Raw genomic sequence first — 19,843 nt, 5'->3', positions numbered from 1 at the left:
AAAAATTTTCTTATTTTTACAATCTGCCTGACGGATGATCAGGCGCATAAAAAGGGTTACTGGTCACTTCACAGGATGAATAGCTGACAGACATCACATAATTTATTTTTTCGATCACTAAAATAAATCGCGACTTTACCGCCTTGACGTAGTTAACCCATGTTTTTTCGACGCTATACCGATAATTCGAATCATCCGGTTAAACAGATCATCAAAGCACTTCAATACAGTTCATTGACTCAGATGAGCATCTCTAGCGAACGGAGGTAGCACGTGACCATTGCGATAGTAATTGGTACACACGGCTGGGCAGCGGAACAACTGCTGAAAACAGCAGAAATGCTGTTGGGCGAGCAGGACAATGTCGGCTGGATAGATTTTGTCCCCGGTGAAAATGCAGAAACGCTGATTGAAAAATATCAGGCACGACTGGCAGAACTTGATACGACGCAGGGAGTCCTGTTTTTAGTTGATACCTGGGGTGGCAGTCCGTTTAATGCGGCCAGTCGCATCGTGGTCGACAAACCGCAGTATGAGGTCATCGCCGGGGTCAATATCCCGATGCTGGTCGAAACCCTGATGGCGCGCGATGACAATCCCGGTTTTGACGAGCTGGTCGCCGTGGCGGTGGAGACCGGCCGTGAAGGGGTCAAAGCCCTGAAAGCCAAAGAAGAAGCGCCAGCCGCGGCAAAACCGGCCGCTGCGGTGCAACCGGCTAAGCCGATGGCGCCCGGTGACCACATGAAAATCGGGCTGACACGCATTGATGACCGTCTGATTCATGGGCAGGTGGCAACGCGCTGGACCAAAGAGACCAACGTTCAGCGCATTATCGTAGTCAGCGATGAAGTGGCCAACGATCATGTGCGCAAAACCCTGCTGACACAGGTCGCTCCGCCCGGCGTCACGGCCCATGTGGTGGATGTCGATAAGATGGTGCGGGTGTGGAACAACCCGAAGTATGGTCAGGATCGCGTGATGCTGCTGTTTACCAACCCCACCGATGTACTGCGCGTGGTGGAACAGGGTGTCGATATTAAAACCGTCAACATCGGCGGTATGGCGTTCCGCCAGGGGAAAACCCAGGTCAATAATGCGGTCTCGGTCGATGAAAAAGATATTGCCGCATTCCGCAAACTCAATGAACGCAATATTGAACTGGAAGTGCGTAAAGTTTCCAGTGACCAGAAACTGAAAATGATGGATCTGATTGCAAAAGTTAACGCGTAACAGAAGCACTTATGCGCCTGCGTTTCCGGGCTCCTGGTTATCCTGCTGAGGACAAGAAGTATGATGGAAATAACCTCGCTACAAATTATTTTGATTTTTATTGTCGCCTGTATTGCCGGTATGGGGTCGATTCTGGATGAGTTCCAGTTTCACCGTCCCCTGGTGGCCTGTACCCTGATTGGTATGGTGCTGGGTGATATGAAAACCGGCATTATTATCGGCGGTACGCTGGAGATGATTGCGCTGGGCTGGATGAACATCGGTGCCGCCGTTGCGCCTGATGCCGCCCTCGCCTCCATTATCTCGACCATCCTGGTTATCGCTGGCGGTCAAAGTGTGGGTGCCGGTATTGCGCTGGCGATTCCGCTGGCCGCCGCCGGACAGGTACTGACCATAATCGTACGTACGCTGACCGTCGCCTTCCAGCATGCGGCTGACAAAGCCGCAGAGAAAGGTAATCTCACGGCCATCTCCTGGATCCACGTCTCTGCCCTGCTGTTACAGGCGATGCGTATCGCCATCCCGGCGCTGATTGTGGCGATTTCGGTCGGTACCAGTGCGGTCCATGCCTTACTCAGCTCTATTCCGGACGTGGTGACCAACGGCCTGAATATCGCCGGTGGCATGATTGTGGTGGTCGGTTATGCGATGGTCATCAACATGATGCGCGCAGGCTACCTGATGCCGTTCTTTTACCTGGGCTTCGTCACCGCGGCCTTCACCAACTTTAACCTGGTGGCGCTGGGCGTCATTGGCGTGGTCATGGCGGTGCTCTACATTCAGCTCAGCCCGAAATACAACCGTGTGGCGGGAGCACCAACAGGTGCAGCGACCGCAAACGATCTTGATAACGAACTCGATTAAGGAACAGGTGAGCACATGGTTGATATTACGAAAGTCGAAAAGAAACTGACACCCGGTGATGTTCGCGCCGTCTTTCTGCGCTCTAATCTGTTCCAGGGTTCATGGAACTTTGAACGCATGCAGGCGCTGGGCTTCTGCTTCTCAATGGTGCCGGTGATCCGCCGTCTCTATCCTGAGAACAATGATGATCGTAAGCAGGCGATCAAGCGTCATCTGGAGTTCTTTAATACCCATCCTTATGTGGCCGCGCCGGTTCTGGGCGTGACTATGGCGATGGAAGAGCAGCGTGCAAACGGCGCCCCGATCGACGATGGCGCGATTAACGGCCTTAAAGTCGGCCTGATGGGACCGCTGGCCGGTGTCGGCGACCCGATCTTCTGGGGTACGGTGCGTCCGGTGTTTGCCGCGCTGGGAGCCGGTATCGCCATGAGTGGCAGTCTGCTGGGTCCGCTGCTCTTCTTTGTGCTGTTTAACCTGGCACGCCTGCTGACCCGCTACTACGGCGTGGCCTATGGCTATCGCAAAGGGATCGATATCGTCAGTGATATGGGTGGCGGTTTCCTGCAGAAACTCACGGAGGGCGCGTCGATTCTCGGCCTGTTTGTCATGGGGGCGCTGGTCAACAAGTGGACACACGTAAACATCCCGCTGGTGGTGTCACGTATTACCGACTCGACCGGTAAAACCACCGTCACCACCGTACAGTCGATCCTCGATCAGCTGATGCCGGGCGTGGTGCCGCTGCTGCTGACCTTTGGCTGTATGTGGCTGTTACGCCGTAAAGTGAACGCGCTGTGGATTATCGTCGGCTTCTTTGCCATCGGTATCTTTGGTTACTGGATCGGCCTGCTCGGTCTGTAATTTCACCCGGCCGGGAGCCTGCGCTCCCGGCTTTTAAGCGTGGTGAGCTGAGCCACAACCGGCTGAGCTCACCCTGTTTGAGGTAGCTGTGATGTCATTAACCGATGCGCTGATTGCGTGTTGTATTGCCGCCCTGATGGGGTTTGCCATTTATCATGAGGCGATTCTGCCGCGTCGCCACGGCCCGACCCGCTTACGGGTTGCGCTGCGAAGGCAGCATAAGCTGGATAGCCTGATTTTCATCGGCCTGCTGCTGATCCTGCTGTGGAACAACGTCAGTCATCACGGCCCGCAGCTCACCACCTCACTGCTGATGGTGCTGAGTTTTCTGGCGTTCTGGTTATTCTGGCTGCGAAAGCCAACGCTGCTGATGAAAAGTGAGGGGTTGTTTTACGCCGGTGTCTGGATCGATTACCGGCGAATTCAGGGCATGAATCTCTCTGAGGATGGCATTCTGGTGATTCAGCTGGAACAGCGTCGGCTGCTGATTGCGGTGCAGCAACTCGACGATCTGGAGCGCATCTATAACACCCTGGTCGAGGCGCGCTAGTCGCGCTGCCACAAAGTCAGGGTAAAGTCTGCGTCGCAGCTGAACTGCTCGCTCTGCTGCAGGGTCTGCCAGACCTCTTCACGCGCCCGCCAGGCGAACGGCGTCATCTGAAGCAGGGTCGTCGCGGCTGTGCCGGTTAATGCCATCGGGTAACGCAGCGCATGCTGCTCCACCTGGTGGAATCCGGGATACGCTTTCTGCTCCGGCACATGCAACTGCACTTCGCGGTAAATCAGCGCCTTGAACTGCTGCAGATGATGCGGGCCCGGTGTCACGGTCAGTACCAGGCCACCCGGCTTCAGCACGCGCGCCAGTTCCGCTTCATTGCAGGGTGCGTAGATTCGGACAACCGCATCCAGGGCGTGATCGGCAAAGGGTAAGCGCTGGCTGGAAGCGACGCAGAAGCGCACCGCCGGATAGCGCTTTGCTGCCAGCCGGATCGCCATTCTGGCGACATCCAGCCCATAGACCTGCCCGGCCTCGCCTGCTGCGTCAGCCAGTGCGGCGGTGTAGTAACCTTCGCCACAGCCGATATCCAGGATTTTGCACTCCGGCTGGCTCAGCGCGGGCGCAAGCAGGCTGACGACCCGATCACGCAGCGGCTGGTAGTAGCCTGCCTCAAGAAATTCGCGTCGTGCCTGCATCATCTCTGCACTGTCACCCGGTTCACGCGACCGTTTATGCTGAACGGGCAGCAGATTGACATACCCTTCTTTCGCCTGGTCAAACTGATGGCGATTCTCGCAGCACCAGCTGCGCGAAGTAAAGGCGAGAGGAGAGTGACAAAGAGGGCAAATCAGGGACATAGGGTGCTCCGGCATCAGATAACGCGGCGCAGTGTAACCTTAACGTTTACGCATCGGAAGCATAAAGAAAGCCCCGGCTGAGAAGCCAGGGCTTTGAGATTTCATGTCAGGGTGCAATGCACCGAGGCGGAGTTGAATCAGATAGCCGTAACGTTAACGGCTGCCGGGCCTTTCTGGCCGTCCTGAATTTCGAACTCAACGCTCTGGCCTTCAGCCAGGGTTTTGAAACCATTGCCCTGAATAGCGGAGAAGTGTACGAACACATCTTTGCTACCGTCAGCAGGGGTGATAAAACCAAAACCTTTAGACTCGTTGAACCACTTAACCTGACCTTTAATCTTTGCCATTTTGCAAATTCCTTTAGATGTTTATTTAGCCCGAAGGCTGTCGTACAGAAAAACCAGAGACATTACTGCATGAGGCACTAATTAAGGTTCGGCAAGGAAGCGGTATTCAACGTCAACGTCTTTACTCGTTCTTCTTTACAGACTTCTTTACAGAAGATGCCATGCATAAACAGAACTGTACCTCGTTTAACTCAGGATTTGTTATCACATATCCTAAAAACAATGGCAAGCCATTTTTAAGGGCCTCAGCCAGCCTGCGCACATAATTGCCAGAAGGCTCACATTGCCTGTTCTGTGGCGTTTACAAATGCCGATGCAAATTAAGCACGCTCCCTGGTCAGCGCCCTCTCCGGCCTCTGTTGCCGGGTCTAACCCAATGGATACCATAAGAAATTAATATTTCACAAATATGGCAATAACAGAATGAATAAGCGAAGCGCGAAAAGTTGAAAATATCAATAATCCGGCTTCAATCCTGTACAGCGCCTTTTATTTCGTACAGATAACACTTTTTTTGCACCAAAAGCAGGAGCCAGACAGTCTTCCTGCTCCAAATAAAAGCATTGAGCCCGATTTTACTTATTAAGAATTTAACTTTTGATTTGAAAAATTGATATCAGATAATAAAAATCGGGCCTTTGTTTATCTCTGAGGTTTTAGGATAATTCCTGGGTGTCCTTATTCAGCCCGCGGCTTTCGCCTATTCGCCACGGTGCGAAACCGCCCTTTTGCTCGTTTGCCCGCAGCAGCGCATCCGCCAGTTCTTTGGGTGGCGCATCCAGCGACTCATCGGCCAGTTCGAACACGCCCCAGTGGATGGGCAGCGTCAGCGGCCTGCCTGCTGCCTGCCACAGCGCCACCGCCTGATCGGGATTCATATGTTGGCCCGCCATGAACCATTCAGGTGCATAAGCGCCAATCGGCAAAGCCGCCAGGCTGAACGGGCCGAGTCGGGCAGCAATCTCCGGCAGGCTATCGCTGTAGCCGCTGTCGCCCGAGAACCAGAAGCGCACGGAGGCAGAACGCACGACCCAGCCGCACCAGAGCGAACGGTTTCGATCGCGCGGCGTTCGCATACTCCAGTGACGTGCCGGCACCGCATCAAAACAGAGGTCGCCAACAGTAAACTTTTGCCACCAGTCGAGCTGATGGACCTGTTTCACGCCCCGCGCCCTGCACCATTTTGCCAGGCCCAGCGGCACAATGAAGGTCGCCTGCGGAAAACGCCGGACGATCGCTTTAACCGTCGGCCGATCAAGATGATCGTAATGGTTATGTGAAATAAGCACGACATCCAGACGCGGCAGATCAGCGATGCTAAGCGGTGCGGGCGTTTTTCGCTGCGGCCCGGCAAAAGAGAGTGGTGAGGCGCGTGACGAGAGTGCGGGATCGATCAGGATATATTGCTGGTTCAGCCGCAGCAGCACGGCGGCATGACCCAGCCACCAGATACGATCGTCACTGCCGCGGATATCAGCGTGCTGCCACCACTGTTCGGTGAAAGCCCTGTAGCCCTGCTGCGGTGGCAGTGGCAGCCCCTGTGCTTTGCGCTCCCTGCGCCAGCGCTGCAGATCGCCCGGCTTGCGCCGTTCCGGTTCAGGATTGCAGAATCCCTCGGGCGTGTGATGCGCTTTGCTGCTGTCATACCACGGATTTTTCCAGACCATCCCGCCTCTCTGCTGTGATTATCGTTCCGGAATCAACCGGATAAAGTCGCGTTTCTCGCGATCGTCATCGGTTTTTTTACTCTCTGCCCCTGGCTGCATCTCAATCAGACGGCGCAGCAGCTGATTCTGTTTCTTCTGCTCTTCCAGCAAAGACTCCAGTAAGCGGATTTGCTCACCGGCGCGCACGCTGGCGCGGTTAACAAAGAACCAGGCGATAAACGCCACAATCAAAATAATGACCAGCAGGCCATAGCTGACCAGTGGACCCGAATTTGCGGCTAACTCATTCATAACTGCCTCGTAAAACTCAGTGGAAACGCCAGAACATGGCAACCGCCCATTCTACCTGTCGCCATCGCAAAAGATAATGGGGTTAACATCAATGCAGAATTTGCCGTTTCAGTTATCTCTGATCGATCCCACCAGTAAAGCGAGGCATGCTGATATCATCATAACCGGCGGCACCAGGTGGAACGCTGAGTTATCTTTCACAAGGAGACATAATGAAACTATTTATTCGCACAGTAGGCTTGCTGGCAGTGATCTGGCTGGCGATGCTGTTTACCGGCTATGGCATATTAACCGGCAGTACTAAAAATGCAGCCGGCCTTGGCCTGCAGTGCAGCTATCTGACCGCTCGCGGTGTGATCAGTGCGCAGTATCTGCATACCGACAGTGGCGTGGTGGGCGTGACTGATTGTCCGTTGCTGAAGAAAAGCGGAGAAGTGATCGATAATTAACAAAACAGCGGGCCATATGGCCCGCTGTTTTCAGAACGGATAGTCGTGATAGCCCATCTCTGAGGAGAGCGTGCGCGCCGCCCGATGCAGCATGGCCACGTAATCCTGGCGGGCATCTTCTGAAAAGCGAATGGTGGGAAAAGAGATACTCAGTCCCGCAATCACCACGCCAAAACGGTCAAACACCGGCACCGCGAGGCAGCGTAAGCCCTCTTCCTGCTCTTCGTTATCTTCACCATAGCCCTGCGTTCTTACCTGATCCAGCGCCGTAATCAACGCCTCCGCGCTTAACAGCGTATTGGCCGTGCTCCGTTTGAACTCGACGTCCCGCAGGATCTCTTCAACTTCGCTGCGATCGCGCCAGGCGAGCAGAACTTTTCCAATCGCGGTGGTATGCAGCGGATTACGACGGCCAATGCGCGAATACATACGCAGGTTGTAGAGGGAGTCGATTTTGTGGATGTAGACAATACTGTCCTCTTCCAGCGCCCCCAGGTGAATGGTCTCTTTGGTCAGACGCGAAAGCTCACGCATCTGCACATCCGCACTGCGGATTAAATCGACGTTCTGCAGCGCTTTAGCGCCCAGCTCAAACAGCTTCAGTGTCAGTGAGTACTTCTCGCTCTCACCTTCCTGCGTGACATAACCCAGCGACTTCATGGTCTGCAGGAAACGGTAAACGGTGCTTTTTGACATCATCACGCGCTGCGCGAGCTCAGTAATACCGTGATCGCGCTCTTCACCCAGCGCCTGCAGAATGCCGAACACTTTAAGTACCGAAGAGACGGAATCGGGCTGTTTATCATTTTCAGCAGAGGACATCGCGCACCTTGTTAAACCTGTTTCAAAAAAAATGGAACGGACTGTCAGTATAGAGTGAGGCATACGAAGGCAGCAATGCTTTAACCATTACGTCATATTTAAAGACAGTTTTTTATCCATCCGATCGCTGTATTTCAGCGTTAATTTCATTAGCATGATGATATTCACCCTCTTTAGTAATTAACTTATGACACTCTCCCCTCCTCAGGATGGATTACCCGCGCGTCAGCGCTATATGGCAATCGTCACCATCGCGCTGGGTCTGACCATGGCGGTGCTGGATGGCGCGATAGCCAATGTCGCCCTGCCCACTATCTCGCGCGAACTGAATGCCAGCCCGGCGCAGTCGATCTGGATAGTGAACGCCTATCAGATTGCGATTATCGTCTCGCTGCTGTCGCTCTCATTTCTGGGCGACATGCTGGGTTATCGCCGCGTCTATCAGGCGGGCCTGGCGCTGTTTATTGCCACTTCGCTGTTCTGCGCCTTCTCCACCACCCTGACCATGCTGACTTTCGCCCGCGTGCTGCAGGGATTAGGAGGTGCAGCGCTGATGAGTGTGAATACCGCGCTGATACGCATTATTTATCCGCAGCGTCATCTGGGACGCGGCATGGCGATCAACTCGCTGGTCGTGGCGGTTTCAACCGCGGCAGGCCCGACGGTCGCCGCAGCGATTCTTTCGGTGGCAAGCTGGAAGTGGCTGTTTCTGATTAATGTCCCGCTGGGTGCCATTGCGCTCTGGCTGGCGCTGCGCACGCTGCCTGATAATCCGCAGAAAGCGACGGCGCAGAAATTTGATGTCCCCAGCGCGATCATGAACGCCCTGTTCTTTGGTCTGATCATCTCTGCGCTGAGCGGGTTTGCACAGGGACAGAGTCATCTGCTGGTGCTGTCGGAGGTCATTGCTCTGCTGGTTGTGGGCTGGTTCTTTATTCGTCGTCAGTTAAACATGGCGGTGCCGCTGCTGCCGGTTGATCTGCTGCGTATCCCGATTTTCAGCCTGTCGATGGGAACGTCGGTCTGTTCGTTCTGCGCGCAGATGCTGGCGATGGTGTCGCTGCCCTTCTTTCTGCAAAACGTCCTGCAGCGTGATGAGGTGGCAACCGGTTTACTGCTGACGCCCTGGCCGCTGGCAACCATGGTGTTTGCGCCGATTGCCGGCCGGCTGATTGAACGGGTGCATGCCGGGCTGCTGGGCGGCATCGGGCTGGCTATGTTCGCCCTGGGGCTGTTTCTGCTCGCCTGGCTTCCGGCCAACCCGGGTGATGGCGATATTATCTGGCGCATGATGCTGTGCGGTGCCGGTTTTGGGCTGTTTCAGTCACCCAACAACCACACTATTGTCACTTCCGCTCCGCGTCATCGCAGCGGCGGCGCCAGCGGCATGCTGGGCACCGCGCGCCTGCTGGGCCAGAGTATGGGTGCTGCACTGGTCGCGCTGATGTTTAATCTGTTTGATGATCGCGGGACGCACGCTTCGCTGCTGCTGGCGGGCAGCTTTGCCGCCGTGGCCGCGCTGGTCAGTGTGTCGCGGATGACGCAGACCCGCGCCTGATGGCAGAAACAGAAAAGGCGACCACCTGACAGAGTGTGACCCGATTCGCTGTAAGGCCGAGCCTTCACAGGGAACCCGGTCAGATCGGAAAGACTTCTGTCATCCATGACGGTCGGCCCGCACCATCCATGGCGCGGGACGCTTTCCTCCTCTGCCCGGGTTCCCTGCATGTTGGGCTAAGATATTGCTGTCAGATTCAGTCTGATTATGGTTTCTAAACAGAAAAGGCGACCCAGGGTCGCCTTTTTTGCTCTGCTTAACGCTACTTCAGATACTGACCGCTGCGCAGTGCTTCAATACGCTTATCTAACGGCGGATGCGACATAAACAGCTCGCTGAACGATTTGCCTTTACCGTTAATACAGAACGCCATCATGCTGCTCGGCTCCTGCGGTTCGTAGCTGGTTTTCAGGCGCTGTAACGCCGCAATCATCTTCTCACGACCTACCAGCTTCGCTGAACCGGCATCGGCATGGAACTCACGGTGACGCGAGAACCACATGGTGATGATGCTGGCGAGAATACCAAACACCAGTTCCAGCACCATCGACACCGCAAAGTAGACCAGCGGGTTGCCGTTGCTGCTCTCCTCACCATCGCGGTTGCCGGACATAAAGCCCGCCGCGATCTGCGCCAGAATACGTGAAACGAAAATCACAAAGGTGTTCACCACACCCTGGATCAGCGTCATGGTGATCATGTCGCCGTTGGCGATGTGTGACACTTCGTGTGCCAGCACCGCTTCCGCTTCATCACGGCTCATGTTCTGCAGCAGACCGGTTGAGACAGCAACCAGTGAAGCGTTACGCCGTGCGCCAGTCGCAAAGGCATTGATGTCAGGTGCGTGATAGATCGCCACCTGCGGCATCGCAATACCCGCCTGCTGTGCCTGACGGCCAATTGTATCCACCAGCCAGCGCTCGGTTTCGTTGCGTGGCTGTTCAATCACTTCACCGCCAACCGATCGCAGTGCCATCCACTTCGACATCAGCAGTGAAACAAACGCACCGCCGAAGCCAAACAGGCCTGCCATGATCATCAGGCCCTGAACACTGCTTGACTGGATCCCTGTCAGGCTGAGAATCAGCCCGAATACCAACATCACAGCCAGGTTGGTCATCAGGAAAAGAGCAATACGCATCATTTTTGTTAATCTTCCTCAGTAGTTCACGCGCCTATACGCGGATCCATATCCTATGGGCATTGGGCTGCTTTTCAAGCAACCTTAACGTTTAAGTGCCTAAAAAGACATAACTTTACATTCTGACACGCCTGATGAGGAGCCCAGCCTTCAGGCACCTTCACCAGCGCTAATCATTGCTTACTGGAAACTTTTCTGAGTACAAAAAAAAGCACCGCTGAGCGGTGCTTTTTCTGGCAACAGCGGATTATTTAGCCGCTGGCGCCTCTGGCTGGGATTTCTCCAGCTGCGCAAGATCGTTAGCGATCTTCACCGTCTCATCAAGATACGGATCCGGCTCTTTATAATCTTTCGGCAACTCATCCAGATTTTTCAGCGGTTTTTTGCCTTCGGCCTGATAGCGCGCATTGATCCGCTCCAGACGAGACGCATCATCTTCGTGATTCTCTTTCTCGCGCTGGGCAAGATTAAGCGACACGATGTTGCGCTTATCTTTCAGGGCATTGTAACGGGCAATGTCCTTCATGATGTACTGGAACTCGCGATCCTGAGCGATGCGGTCAGCATGCTGCTTAGTCAGCTGCACCACCAGCGGTTTCACATCACCGGTTTTGACATAGGTCGCCGCTTTGATGCTGTCCCACGGCAGTGCGTTATCTTCAAATTTCTCACCGGTTTCAGCCGCTTCAACGCCGGTTGGCATCAGCAGATCCGGCGTGACGCCTTTACGCTGTGTACTGCCGCCGTTAATGCGATAGAACTTCTGAATGGTGTAAGAAACGGAGCCTAACGCAGGCCACTCCGGACGCAGCATCTGATCGTAAATGCGGTTCAGAGAGCGATACTGCTGAACGGTGCCTTTACCAAAGGTTGGCTCGCCAACAATCACCGCGCGACCGTAATCCTGCATCGCGGCAGCAAAGATCTCAGAAGCTGAGGCGCTGAAGCGATCGACCAGCACCACCAGCGGTCCTTTGTAGTAGACAACGCCGTCGTTATCGCTGTCTTCACGAATCCGACCATTGTTGTCGCGTACCTGAACTACCGGACCACTCGGAATAAACAGACCGGAAAGCGAGACTGCTTCGGTCAGCGCGCCGCCGCCGTTGGTACGCAGATCGATCACCACACTGTCGACGTTCTGTTTCTGCAGTTTCTGCAGCTGTACTTTCACGTCGTCGGTGAGGCCGACATAGAAACCAGGAATATCGAGCACGCCCACTTTCTGCTTGCCGACATTTTTGATGGTCAATTTAACCGCGCGATCTTCCAGACGGATTTTCTCACGCGTCAGCGTCACAGTACGGGTTTTAGTACCCTTACCGGCTGGCAGAACTTCCAGGCGCACTTTGCTGCCCTTAGGTCCTTTAATTTTTGCCACGACATCATCCAGACGCCAGCCGATCACATCTTCCATCGGCTTGCCTGGCTGACCCACACCGACGATGCGATCGCCAACGGTAATGGCTTTGCTCTTCGCGGCCGGGCCGCCTGCGACCATCGAGTTGATCACCGTATAGTCGTCATCCATCTGCAGAACCGCACCGATGCCTTCCAGTGACAGGCTCATTTCGGTGTTGAACTGCTCGGTGTTACGCGGCGACAGATAGCTGGTGTGCGGATCGATTTCGCGGGCAAAAGCGTTCATCACCAGCTGGAAAACATCTTCACCGTTGCTCTGGGCCAGACGACGGATAGCGAAGTTGTAACGCTTGGTCAGAACGTCGCGGATCTCATTATCATCTTTACCCGCCAGCTTCAGACTCAGCTGATCATATTTGACCTTGGCATCCCACAGCGCATTCAGTTCAGACTGATCTTTCGGCCAGGGTGCTTTCGCGCGGTCAATGTCGATAGTGTCATTGCCGCTGAAATTCATCGGACGAGCCAGCACCGTCAGCGCATATTGATAGCGCTCAAAACGGCGTTTCTGCGCCAGATTATAAATATCGTAAAAGAGATCCAGCTTACCACTGCGCAGCTCATCGCCGACGCTGGTTTTTTTGCTGGCAAACTGCGCCACATCTGACGCCAGCAGCACATTGTGGCTGTAGTCGAGCATGTTCAGATAGCGATCAAAAATTTTCGCTGAAAAGTTCTGATCCAGGTCGAACTGGCGATAGTGGGAACGGGTAAAGCGCGAGGTTACGCGCTCACTGACCGTCGGATCCTGCGGATCTTCGTGAAGCTGGGGAATCTGATCGGCACGGGTAATGTTCTCCGCGCCGAAGGTTGGGCCTGCTAATAGCAGGCCCGCAATAAGTCCAACTTTAAAAAGGGTGTTCATGCCGGGGTTAGCCTCCGTTTCAGAACTGCAAGTGTTCTGCGCGCACAATCATTGCCATGCCGGAAGCGAGCTGGACCCGAACGCCGTCTTTTGATACTTCAAGAACGGTAGCGTCCATCGCACTTTTGCCTGCTTTAACTTTAATACTCTGGCCGGGTTGCAAAGTTGAGGTATCAGTGATGGGTCGGGCTTCCTGCTCCGGACGTGGGGCTGGCTTGCGATGCTGTGAGGCGGTCGCACGCGGTGCAGTGGTCTGCGGACGCGGTTTACGCGCGGCTTCGCCTTCTGCAGGCTTGCGTGCCGCGGGCTTGCGTGGACGACGCGGTGCCGCGCCCTCTTCGCTTTCGCCTGCTTCACGACGCGCGGCGCGCTGCTGGTCACGCTGCGCCTGGACGCGTGCTTTCGCTTCTTCCAGCTGCTTGCGTGCATGCTCAACGTGTTGCTCATCCAGCACGCCACAGGCGTTACCGTCGAGATCGACACGGATAGCACCGGCTTTGATGCCGTACAGATAACGCCAGCTTGACGTATAGAGACGCAGCGCGGAACGCAGCTGTGTTTTGCTCAGACCCATTTCGCCCTGAACACGCTCGACCAGATCCTGAAAGATACCGATTTTGAGCGGACGCGCTTCACCTTCAGCGCTAAAGCAGTGCGGAAAGCGCTCCGCCAGAAAAGTGATGACTTCTTTACTGCTATTCAACTTAGGTTGATTTTCCATGAAATTTCCTGATTACAACGGGTTTGCCGACCAGCGCAGGCATGAACAGGCGACATTATAATGACAACATCGCTAAATGCCATGTGATCCAGTCGATTAGCTGCGCGTCAGCTGCAGATATTTTTCTAAGTCGCTGTTCGCAAGCACTTCACAAAGCCCATCAGTCAGTGTGACCAGCCCCGATTCGTCGTCGCTGTCAAAGCGATTGTACGCCACGCTGTCGATGTCCAGCACCCCAACCACAGTGCCATTCACTTTCAGAGGAATCACAATCTCAGCATTGCTGGCAGCGTCACAGGCGATGTGGCCCGGGAAGGCATGCACATCATCTACGCGTTGCACTTTTTCTTCTGCCAGCGCCGTGCCACACACACCTTTACCGACCGGAATGCGCACACAGGCGATTTTGCCCTGGAACGGGCCCAGCACCAGCGTATCCGCTTCCGTCAGCAGGTAGAAACCAGCCCAGTTCACGCCATCGAGACGTTCGTACAGCAGCGCGCTAAAGTTTCCCATCGCGGCGAGGAACGCCGTTTCTCCCGCCAGTAAGGCGCGCATATCGCGATTCAAATCGGCGTAAAAGGCAGTTTTGTTCATTATTTAACCGTTACCAATGACATCTGAACGGGGCATTGAAGACCGTTCGTTAAAAATAAGTTTTAAATATCCAGAGCCACAAGGTGAATCATAGCGTTAGTTGCTATACCCTTAGCATTCTGTGGATCGAAGCGTGATGCCCGAGACAGGCACACAGACAATGTCTTTACGACCGATATCTGTTACTTCTGAAGAGCGAAGATTGCATCACCCTATGAAAATTCACGCTATCAGCCAGACATTGCCTCACGCACGTTATCAGCGTTGCCCGCAATGCGATACCCTTTTTTCCTTACCGGATGTGAAATCTCATCAGTCGGCACATTGCCCACGCTGTAACGCCGAAATTCTCAGTGGTCGCGACTGGCCGATGACCCGTCTTATGGCGATGGCCGCCACCATGATTGTGTTAATGCCCTTTGCTTTTTCCCTGCCGCTGGTAGATATCCGGCTGCTTGGCATGCGCATCAATGCCAGCGTACTGGAAGGCATCATCCAGATGACCCAGCAGGGTGATGTACTGACGGCCTCAATGGTGGCGTTCTGCACCATCGGCGCGCCGGTGACGCTGGTGGCGGGTATCTGTTATCTCGGTATCGGCCACCGGCTGGGCATGAACCTGCGTCCCGTGCTGCTGATGCTGGAGAAGCTGAAAGAGTGGGTGATGCTCGATATCTATCTGATCGGCATCGCCGTGGCGTCAATTAAAGTGCAGGACTATGCTTCGCTGGAGATTGGCTACGGGCTGGCGGCTTACATCGCCCTGACGGTGCTGAGCGTGCTGACACTGATCCATCTGAATATGGAGCAGCTGTGGGAGCATTTCTACCCACAGACGCCTGGCAATATGGCCCGTGACGATATGCAGGTCTGCCTGAACTGTCACAACACCAGCATACCCGATGAACGGGGCCGCTGCCCGCGCTGCCACACGCCGCTCGACTTCCGACGCCGCCACAGCCTGCAGAAATCCTGGGCCGCGCTCATCGCATCGATTGTGCTGTTGATCCCCGCAAATCTGATGCCGATCTCCGTGGTCTATCTTAATGGCTCACGGCGTGAGGACACCATCTTCTCCGGTATCCTGGGGCTGGGCGAAGGCAATATTCCGGTGGCGGCGATTGTTTTTATCGCCAGTATTCTGGTGCCGTTTATCAAGGTGCTGGTGATGCTGACTCTGCTGCTCAGCATTCATTTTCGCTGTGAACAGGGGCTGAGAACCCGCATCCGCTTGCTGCGGTTTGTCACCTGGGTTGGCCGCTGGTCAATGCTCGATCTGTTTGTCATTTCGTTAACCATGTCGCTGGTCAACCGTGATCAGCTGCTGGCTTTTACCATGGGACCGGCGGCGCTGTTTTTTGGCGCGGCCGTCATCCTGACCATTATGTCTGTTGAGTGGCTGGACAGCCGCCTGCTCTGGGATGCACATGCAACAGGAAACGCCGACTACACCGACTAACGCAACGCTGCGTAATAAGCGCAAAATTTCGCCCTTCTGGCTGCTGCCGATTATTGCGATGCTGATCGCCTGCTGGCTGCTCTGGACCAATTATCAGGAGCGCGGCACCACCATCACCATCAATTTCCAGACGGCGGATGGTATCGTGCCGGGTCGCACCCCGATCCGCTATCAGGGCGTGGAAGTGGGCACCGTGCAGGGCATTAATCTCAGTGATGATTATCGCAGCATTCAGATTAAAGCCAGCATCAAGAGCGACATGCGCGATGCGCTTCGTGAAGATACGCAGTTCTGGCTGGTGACGCCTAAAGCCTCGCTGGCGGGTGTGTCGGGGCTGGATGCGCTGGTCGGCGGCAACTACATCGGGATGATGCCGGGTAAAGGTAAACCCAGCGAGTCGTTCACCGCGCTGGATACGCAGCCCAAGTATCGGGTGAATACCGGCGAATTGATGATCCATCTGCATGCGCCCGATCTCGGCTCGCTCAACACCGGCTCGCTGGTCTATTACCGCAAAATTCCGGTTGGCCGGGTCTATGACTACAGCATTAACAGCAAATCCGATGGCGTGTCGATTGATGTGCTGATTGACCGTCGCTTTATCAATCTGGTGAAAACCAACAGCCGTTTCTGGAATGTGTCAGGCATGAATGCTGACGTCAGCCTGAGCGGGGCTAAAGTGCAGCTGGAGAGTCTGGCAGCGCTGGTCAATGGCGCGATCGCGTTTGACTCGCCACAGGGTGCGGAAACGGCCAAAGCTGAGCAGAATTACCGGCTCTACCCCGATCTGGCACATAGTCAGCGCGGCGTGCAGATCACACTGGATCTGCCTAACGGCAACAATCTCAAGGCGGGCAGCACCCCGCTGATGTATCAGGGACTGGAAGTCGGCACGCTGACCAAACTGAACCTGCAGGATGGCGGCAAGGTCACCGGCGAACTGACGATCGATCCCTCTGTTGTCGGTCTGATGCGCAGCGGCACCCGCATTGAGATGCACAGTCCGAAAATCAGCCTGACGGATACCAGCCTCAGCGCGCTACTGACCGGCAACACGCTGGAACTGGTGCCAGGTGAAGGCGAGCCGCAGCAGCACTACACCGTGCTGGCGTCCAATGAGACTCTGCTGCAGAAACCCAATGTGCTGACGGTAAAACTCAGCGCGCCAGAGAGCTATGGTATCGATCAGGGCCAGCCGCTGATGCTGCACGGCATGCAGATTGGTCAGGTGATGTCGCGTACGCTGGATGAAAATGGCGTGAATTTCGTGGTGGCGGTCAATCCTGAAAATCGCAATCTGGTGCATGGCGACAGCAAATTTATCGTTAACAGTCGGCTGGATGTGAAGTTCGGTCTTGATGGCATGCAGGTATTAGGTGCCAGCGCCCGTGAATGGGTGGATGGCGGTATCCGGCTGGATCCGGGCAAAAAGGGTGAGCCAAAAAGTGCCTATCCGCTGTTTGCCGATGCTGAAAAAGCGGAAGAAGGCATTACCGGCGATGGCCCTTCTACCACGCTGATGCTGACCGCCAACAGTCTGCCTGACGTGCAGGCCGGCTCTGTCGTGCTTTACCGCAAATTTCAGGTGGGTGAGATTGTCAAAGTCACGCCGCGCGCTGACGCCTTTGATATTGCGGTACATATTCAGCCGGAATATCGCAAGCTGCTGACCAGCGAAAGCGTGTTCTGGGCTGAGGGTGGCGCACGCGTCAGCCTTAACGGCAGCGGCCTGACGGTGCAGGCATCGCCGCTTAACCGCGCGCTGAAAGGCGCGATTAGTTTCGACAATATGAGTGGTGCGCAGTCGGCCAAAGGGGCCAAACGCGTCCTCTATCCGTCTGAAACCGCCGCCCGCGCGGTGGGTAGCCAGATTACGCTGCACACCTATGACGCCAGCAAACTCTCTGCCGGGATGCCGATTCGTTATCTGGGTATTAATGTCGGCCAGGTGGAGTCACTGTCGTTAAGCAAAGATAACAATCAGGTGGTGGCGAAAGCGGTACTCTATCCGGAGTATGTCAACGATTTCGCCCGTCTCGGCAGCCGTTTCTCGGTGGTCTCACCGGAGATTTCCGCTACCGGCGTGAATCATCTGGAAACCCTGTTGCAGCCTTACGTCAACGTGGATCCAGGCAAAGGTGGCGCCGCGCGCACGTTTGAGCTGCAGGAGAGCACCATTACCGATTCCCGCTACCTTAATGGCCTGAACATTTATGTTGATGCCACTGAGGCCGGTTCACTGTCGCTGGGTACGCCGGTGCTGTTCCGTGGTGTGGAAGTGGGTACCGTGACCGGCACTTCACTGGGTAATATGGCGGATCGTGTGCAGATCGCCCTGCGCATCAGTAAGAAGTACCAGCATCTGGTGCGTAATAACTCAGTGTTCTGGCTGGCATCCGGCTATAACCTGGACTTCGGTCTGGTGGGTGGCGTAGTGAAAACCGGGACATTCCAGCAGTTTATTCGCGGTGGCATTCAGTTTGCGACGCCGCCGACGGTGCCGCTGGCGCCACAGGCGAATCCGGATAAACACTTCCTGCTGCAGGATGAAGCGCCGAAAGATTGGCGTAACTGGGGAACGGCGATCCCGTCTCCGCGCTAAAGGCTATCTCAAACGGGCAGACTGTTCTGCCCTTTTGAGCGTTTAAAGTCAGCACCGGCTCAGGGAGCATACGCCTTATTCACTCCCTCAAACGGGCAGCCTGGCTGCCCGTTTCCTTTCCTCATGATACACTGCCGCCTTTGCCTTAACTGGAATGTGCCCGTGTCAGATGCTTCTTCGCTTTTCCCCGCCGATTTTCTCTCGTTAATTCGCCAGAGCCTGCCCGATGAGGCGAGCCTCGCGCAATTTATTGCCTACAGTCAGCAACCCCTGCGCCGCAGTATTCGCGTCAATACCCTGAAGATCAGCGTGGCTGACTTTCTGAGTCAGACGGCTAATTATGACTGGAAGCTGACGCCGGTGCCGTGGTGCGAAGAGGGATTCTGGATCAGTCGGGAAGATGAGAGCCTGCCGCTGGGCAGCGTGGCTGAGCATCTCAGTGGCCTGTTCTACATTCAGGAGGCCAGCTCCATGCTGCCGGTCACCGCGCTGTTTGACGCCCAGCCAGAAGTCAGCGCCGTGATGGATATGGCGGCGGCACCGGGTTCTAAAACGACCCAGATTGCTGCGCGGATGGGCAATCAGGGCGTTATCCTCGCTAACGAATTCTCCTCCAGCCGGGTAAAAGTATTGCACGCCAATATCAGCCGCTGCGGCGTCAGCAACAGTGCCTTAACGCACTTTGACGCGCGGGTCTTCGGGCCAGCCCTGCCGGAACAGTTCGACGCCATCCTGCTCGACGCCCCCTGCTCCGGCGAAGGGGTGATTCGCAAAGATGCTGATGCGCTGAAAAACTGGTCGCTGGCAAGTACGCATGAGATCGCCGCGACCCAGCGCGATCTGCTCGACAGTGCCTTTCATGCACTCAAACCCGGCGGCACGCTGGTTTACTCCACCTGCACCCTGAATCAGATTGAGAATCAGCAGGTCATTGTCTGGCTGCTGGAGCGCTATCCGGACGCTGTTGAGGTTGTAGCGCTCGATGGGCTGTTTGAGGGTGCCCGACAGGCCGCGACGCCCGAGGGCTATCTGCATGTCTTCCCGCAGATGTTCGACAGCGAAGGCTTTTTCGTTGCCCGGCTGCGTAAAACCGCGTCGGTCGAGCCCTTACCGCTGCCGGGCTACAAAGTGGGTAAACTGCCCTTCTCCCACCTCAGCCGCAAGCTGGAAAGTGAGATAGCCCAGGCCGCCGCCGCTGTCTCTCTTAAATGGGATGCGTCGCTGGAGCTGTGGCAGCGTGATAAAGAGATCTGGCTGTTCCCGAAGGCCGTCACCCCGCTGCTGGGCAAAGTGCGGTTCTCGCGCATCGGCCTGAAGCTGGCAGAAACCTTTGCTAAAGGCTATCGCTGGCAGCATGAAGCGGTAATTGCGCTGGCAAAACCGGATGCGGCGCAGACTTTTGAGCTCACCGCAGCAGAGGCGGAAGAGTGGTATCACGGCCGGGATATCTACCCGGAAACGGAACCTACCCGTAATGAGATGATTGTCACTTATCAGCAGCAGCCGCTGGGGCTGGCTAAAAAAGTCGGCAGCCGTATCAAGAACAGCTATCCGCGGGAGCTGGTGCGCGACGGACGCCTGTTCCGCTGAG

The 19,843-nt window shown here is 55.4% G+C and carries 18 protein-coding genes; 9 read left to right on the top strand and 9 right to left on the bottom strand.

Features of this window, described 5'->3' with window-relative positions:
• Nucleotides 1-273 precede the first annotated feature (273 nt).
• The 4 genes from manX (at nucleotide 274) to LC417_RS01980 (ending at nucleotide 3,505) form a co-directional block, all read left to right on the top strand.
• On the top strand, nucleotides 274-1,230 hold the full coding sequence (manX, locus tag LC417_RS01995) for a PTS mannose transporter subunit IIAB (RefSeq protein WP_223565394.1): 957 nt from the start codon (nucleotides 274-276) through the stop codon (nucleotides 1,228-1,230).
• A 63-nt stretch (nucleotides 1,231-1,293) separates the two neighbouring features.
• Nucleotides 1,294-2,094: a PTS mannose/fructose/sorbose transporter subunit IIC gene (locus LC417_RS01990; RefSeq protein ID WP_010670765.1), complete on the top strand. Its 801-nt coding sequence runs from the start codon at nucleotides 1,294-1,296 to the stop codon at nucleotides 2,092-2,094.
• Between the two features lie 15 nt (nucleotides 2,095-2,109).
• The gene (locus tag LC417_RS01985) at nucleotides 2,110-2,955 is read left to right on the top strand and encodes a PTS mannose transporter subunit IID (protein ID WP_010260523.1); all 846 of its coding nucleotides are present in this window, start codon (nucleotides 2,110-2,112) and stop codon (nucleotides 2,953-2,955) included.
• A 91-nt stretch (nucleotides 2,956-3,046) separates the two neighbouring features.
• Complete coding sequence (locus LC417_RS01980) at nucleotides 3,047-3,505, top strand: DUF986 family protein (protein ID WP_022625541.1); 459 nt, start codon at nucleotides 3,047-3,049, stop codon at nucleotides 3,503-3,505.
• On the opposite strand, the gene rlmA is transcribed toward LC417_RS01980, so the two are convergent.
• The 4 genes from rlmA to LC417_RS01955 all read right to left on the bottom strand — a co-directional run bounded on the left by rlmA (nucleotide 3,502) and on the right by LC417_RS01955 (nucleotide 6,616).
• On the bottom strand, nucleotides 3,502-4,311 hold the full coding sequence (gene rlmA / locus LC417_RS01975) for a 23S rRNA (guanine(745)-N(1))-methyltransferase (RefSeq protein WP_223565393.1): 810 nt from the start codon (nucleotides 4,309-4,311) through the stop codon (nucleotides 3,502-3,504). The two genes, LC417_RS01980 and rlmA, sit on opposite strands and share 4 nt — an antisense overlap.
• Nucleotides 4,312-4,448: 137 nt before the next feature.
• Nucleotides 4,449-4,658 carry a transcription antiterminator/RNA stability regulator CspE gene (cspE, locus tag LC417_RS01970; protein ID WP_003852684.1) on the bottom strand — a complete coding sequence of 70 codons (210 nt, stop codon included), beginning with the start codon at nucleotides 4,656-4,658 and terminating at the stop codon, nucleotides 4,449-4,451.
• A gap of 656 nt (nucleotides 4,659-5,314) precedes the next feature.
• The gene (locus LC417_RS01960; protein ID WP_223565392.1) at nucleotides 5,315-6,325 is read right to left on the bottom strand and encodes an MBL fold metallo-hydrolase; all 1,011 of its coding nucleotides are present in this window, start codon (nucleotides 6,323-6,325) and stop codon (nucleotides 5,315-5,317) included.
• Nucleotides 6,326-6,343: 18 nt separating this feature from the next.
• Nucleotides 6,344-6,616 (bottom strand): YebO family protein, encoded by a 273-nt coding sequence (locus LC417_RS01955; protein WP_010258793.1) that lies wholly within the window; start codon nucleotides 6,614-6,616, stop codon nucleotides 6,344-6,346.
• 212 nt (nucleotides 6,617-6,828) lie between these two features.
• On the opposite strand from LC417_RS01955, the gene LC417_RS01950 reads away from it, so the two are divergent.
• A complete protein-coding gene (locus LC417_RS01950) occupies nucleotides 6,829-7,065 on the top strand; it encodes a YobH family protein (protein ID WP_031591387.1) in 237 nt (78 codons plus the stop codon).
• 30 nt (nucleotides 7,066-7,095) lie between these two features.
• Here LC417_RS01950 and kdgR read toward each other — a convergent pair whose 3' ends face one another.
• Nucleotides 7,096-7,887, bottom strand: coding sequence for a DNA-binding transcriptional regulator KdgR (gene kdgR, locus LC417_RS01945; RefSeq protein ID WP_010670769.1), 792 nt, complete (start codon nucleotides 7,885-7,887; stop codon nucleotides 7,096-7,098).
• Nucleotides 7,888-8,074: 187 nt separating this feature from the next.
• On the opposite strand from kdgR, the gene LC417_RS01940 reads away from it, so the two are divergent.
• Nucleotides 8,075-9,445: an MFS transporter gene (locus LC417_RS01940; protein ID WP_052270530.1), complete on the top strand. Its 1,371-nt coding sequence runs from the start codon at nucleotides 8,075-8,077 to the stop codon at nucleotides 9,443-9,445.
• A 262-nt stretch (nucleotides 9,446-9,707) separates the two neighbouring features.
• On the opposite strand, the gene htpX is transcribed toward LC417_RS01940, so the two are convergent.
• The 4 genes from htpX to LC417_RS01920 form a co-directional block, all read right to left on the bottom strand.
• Nucleotides 9,708-10,589 carry a protease HtpX gene (htpX, locus tag LC417_RS01935; RefSeq protein ID WP_003852678.1) on the bottom strand — a complete coding sequence of 294 codons (882 nt, stop codon included), beginning with the start codon at nucleotides 10,587-10,589 and terminating at the stop codon, nucleotides 9,708-9,710.
• A gap of 244 nt (nucleotides 10,590-10,833) precedes the next feature.
• Nucleotides 10,834-12,873 carry a carboxy terminal-processing peptidase gene (gene prc, locus LC417_RS01930; protein WP_223565391.1) on the bottom strand — a complete coding sequence of 680 codons (2,040 nt, stop codon included), beginning with the start codon at nucleotides 12,871-12,873 and terminating at the stop codon, nucleotides 10,834-10,836.
• A gap of 19 nt (nucleotides 12,874-12,892) precedes the next feature.
• Nucleotides 12,893-13,594 (bottom strand): RNA chaperone ProQ, encoded by a 702-nt coding sequence (gene proQ / locus LC417_RS01925; RefSeq protein WP_010258776.1) that lies wholly within the window; start codon nucleotides 13,592-13,594, stop codon nucleotides 12,893-12,895.
• A gap of 96 nt (nucleotides 13,595-13,690) precedes the next feature.
• Nucleotides 13,691-14,191 (bottom strand): GAF domain-containing protein, encoded by a 501-nt coding sequence (locus tag LC417_RS01920; RefSeq protein WP_010258773.1) that lies wholly within the window; start codon nucleotides 14,189-14,191, stop codon nucleotides 13,691-13,693.
• A 214-nt stretch (nucleotides 14,192-14,405) separates the two neighbouring features.
• Here LC417_RS01920 and yebS point away from each other — a divergent pair, with 214 nt between their 5' ends.
• The 3 genes from yebS (at nucleotide 14,406) to rsmF (ending at nucleotide 19,842) form a co-directional block, all read left to right on the top strand.
• Nucleotides 14,406-15,650, top strand: a complete 1,245-nt coding sequence (gene yebS, locus LC417_RS01915) for a membrane integrity lipid transport subunit YebS (protein WP_022625536.1) — start codon at nucleotides 14,406-14,408, stop codon at nucleotides 15,648-15,650.
• The gene (locus LC417_RS01910; protein WP_010258767.1) at nucleotides 15,619-18,252 is read left to right on the top strand and encodes a PqiB family protein; all 2,634 of its coding nucleotides are present in this window, start codon (nucleotides 15,619-15,621) and stop codon (nucleotides 18,250-18,252) included. The genes yebS and LC417_RS01910 overlap by 32 nt, the downstream gene beginning before the upstream one ends.
• Nucleotides 18,253-18,414: 162 nt before the next feature.
• On the top strand, nucleotides 18,415-19,842 hold the full coding sequence (rsmF, locus tag LC417_RS01905) for a 16S rRNA (cytosine(1407)-C(5))-methyltransferase RsmF (RefSeq protein ID WP_223565390.1): 1,428 nt from the start codon (nucleotides 18,415-18,417) through the stop codon (nucleotides 19,840-19,842).
• Nucleotide 19,843: the final 1 nt, after the last annotated feature.

The organism is Pantoea sp. OVA07A (assembly GCF_019969975.1).
Lineage (GTDB): Bacteria > Pseudomonadota > Gammaproteobacteria > Enterobacterales > Enterobacteriaceae > Pantoea > Pantoea agglomerans.
This window is presented reverse-complemented; position numbering and strand designations above follow the sequence as displayed.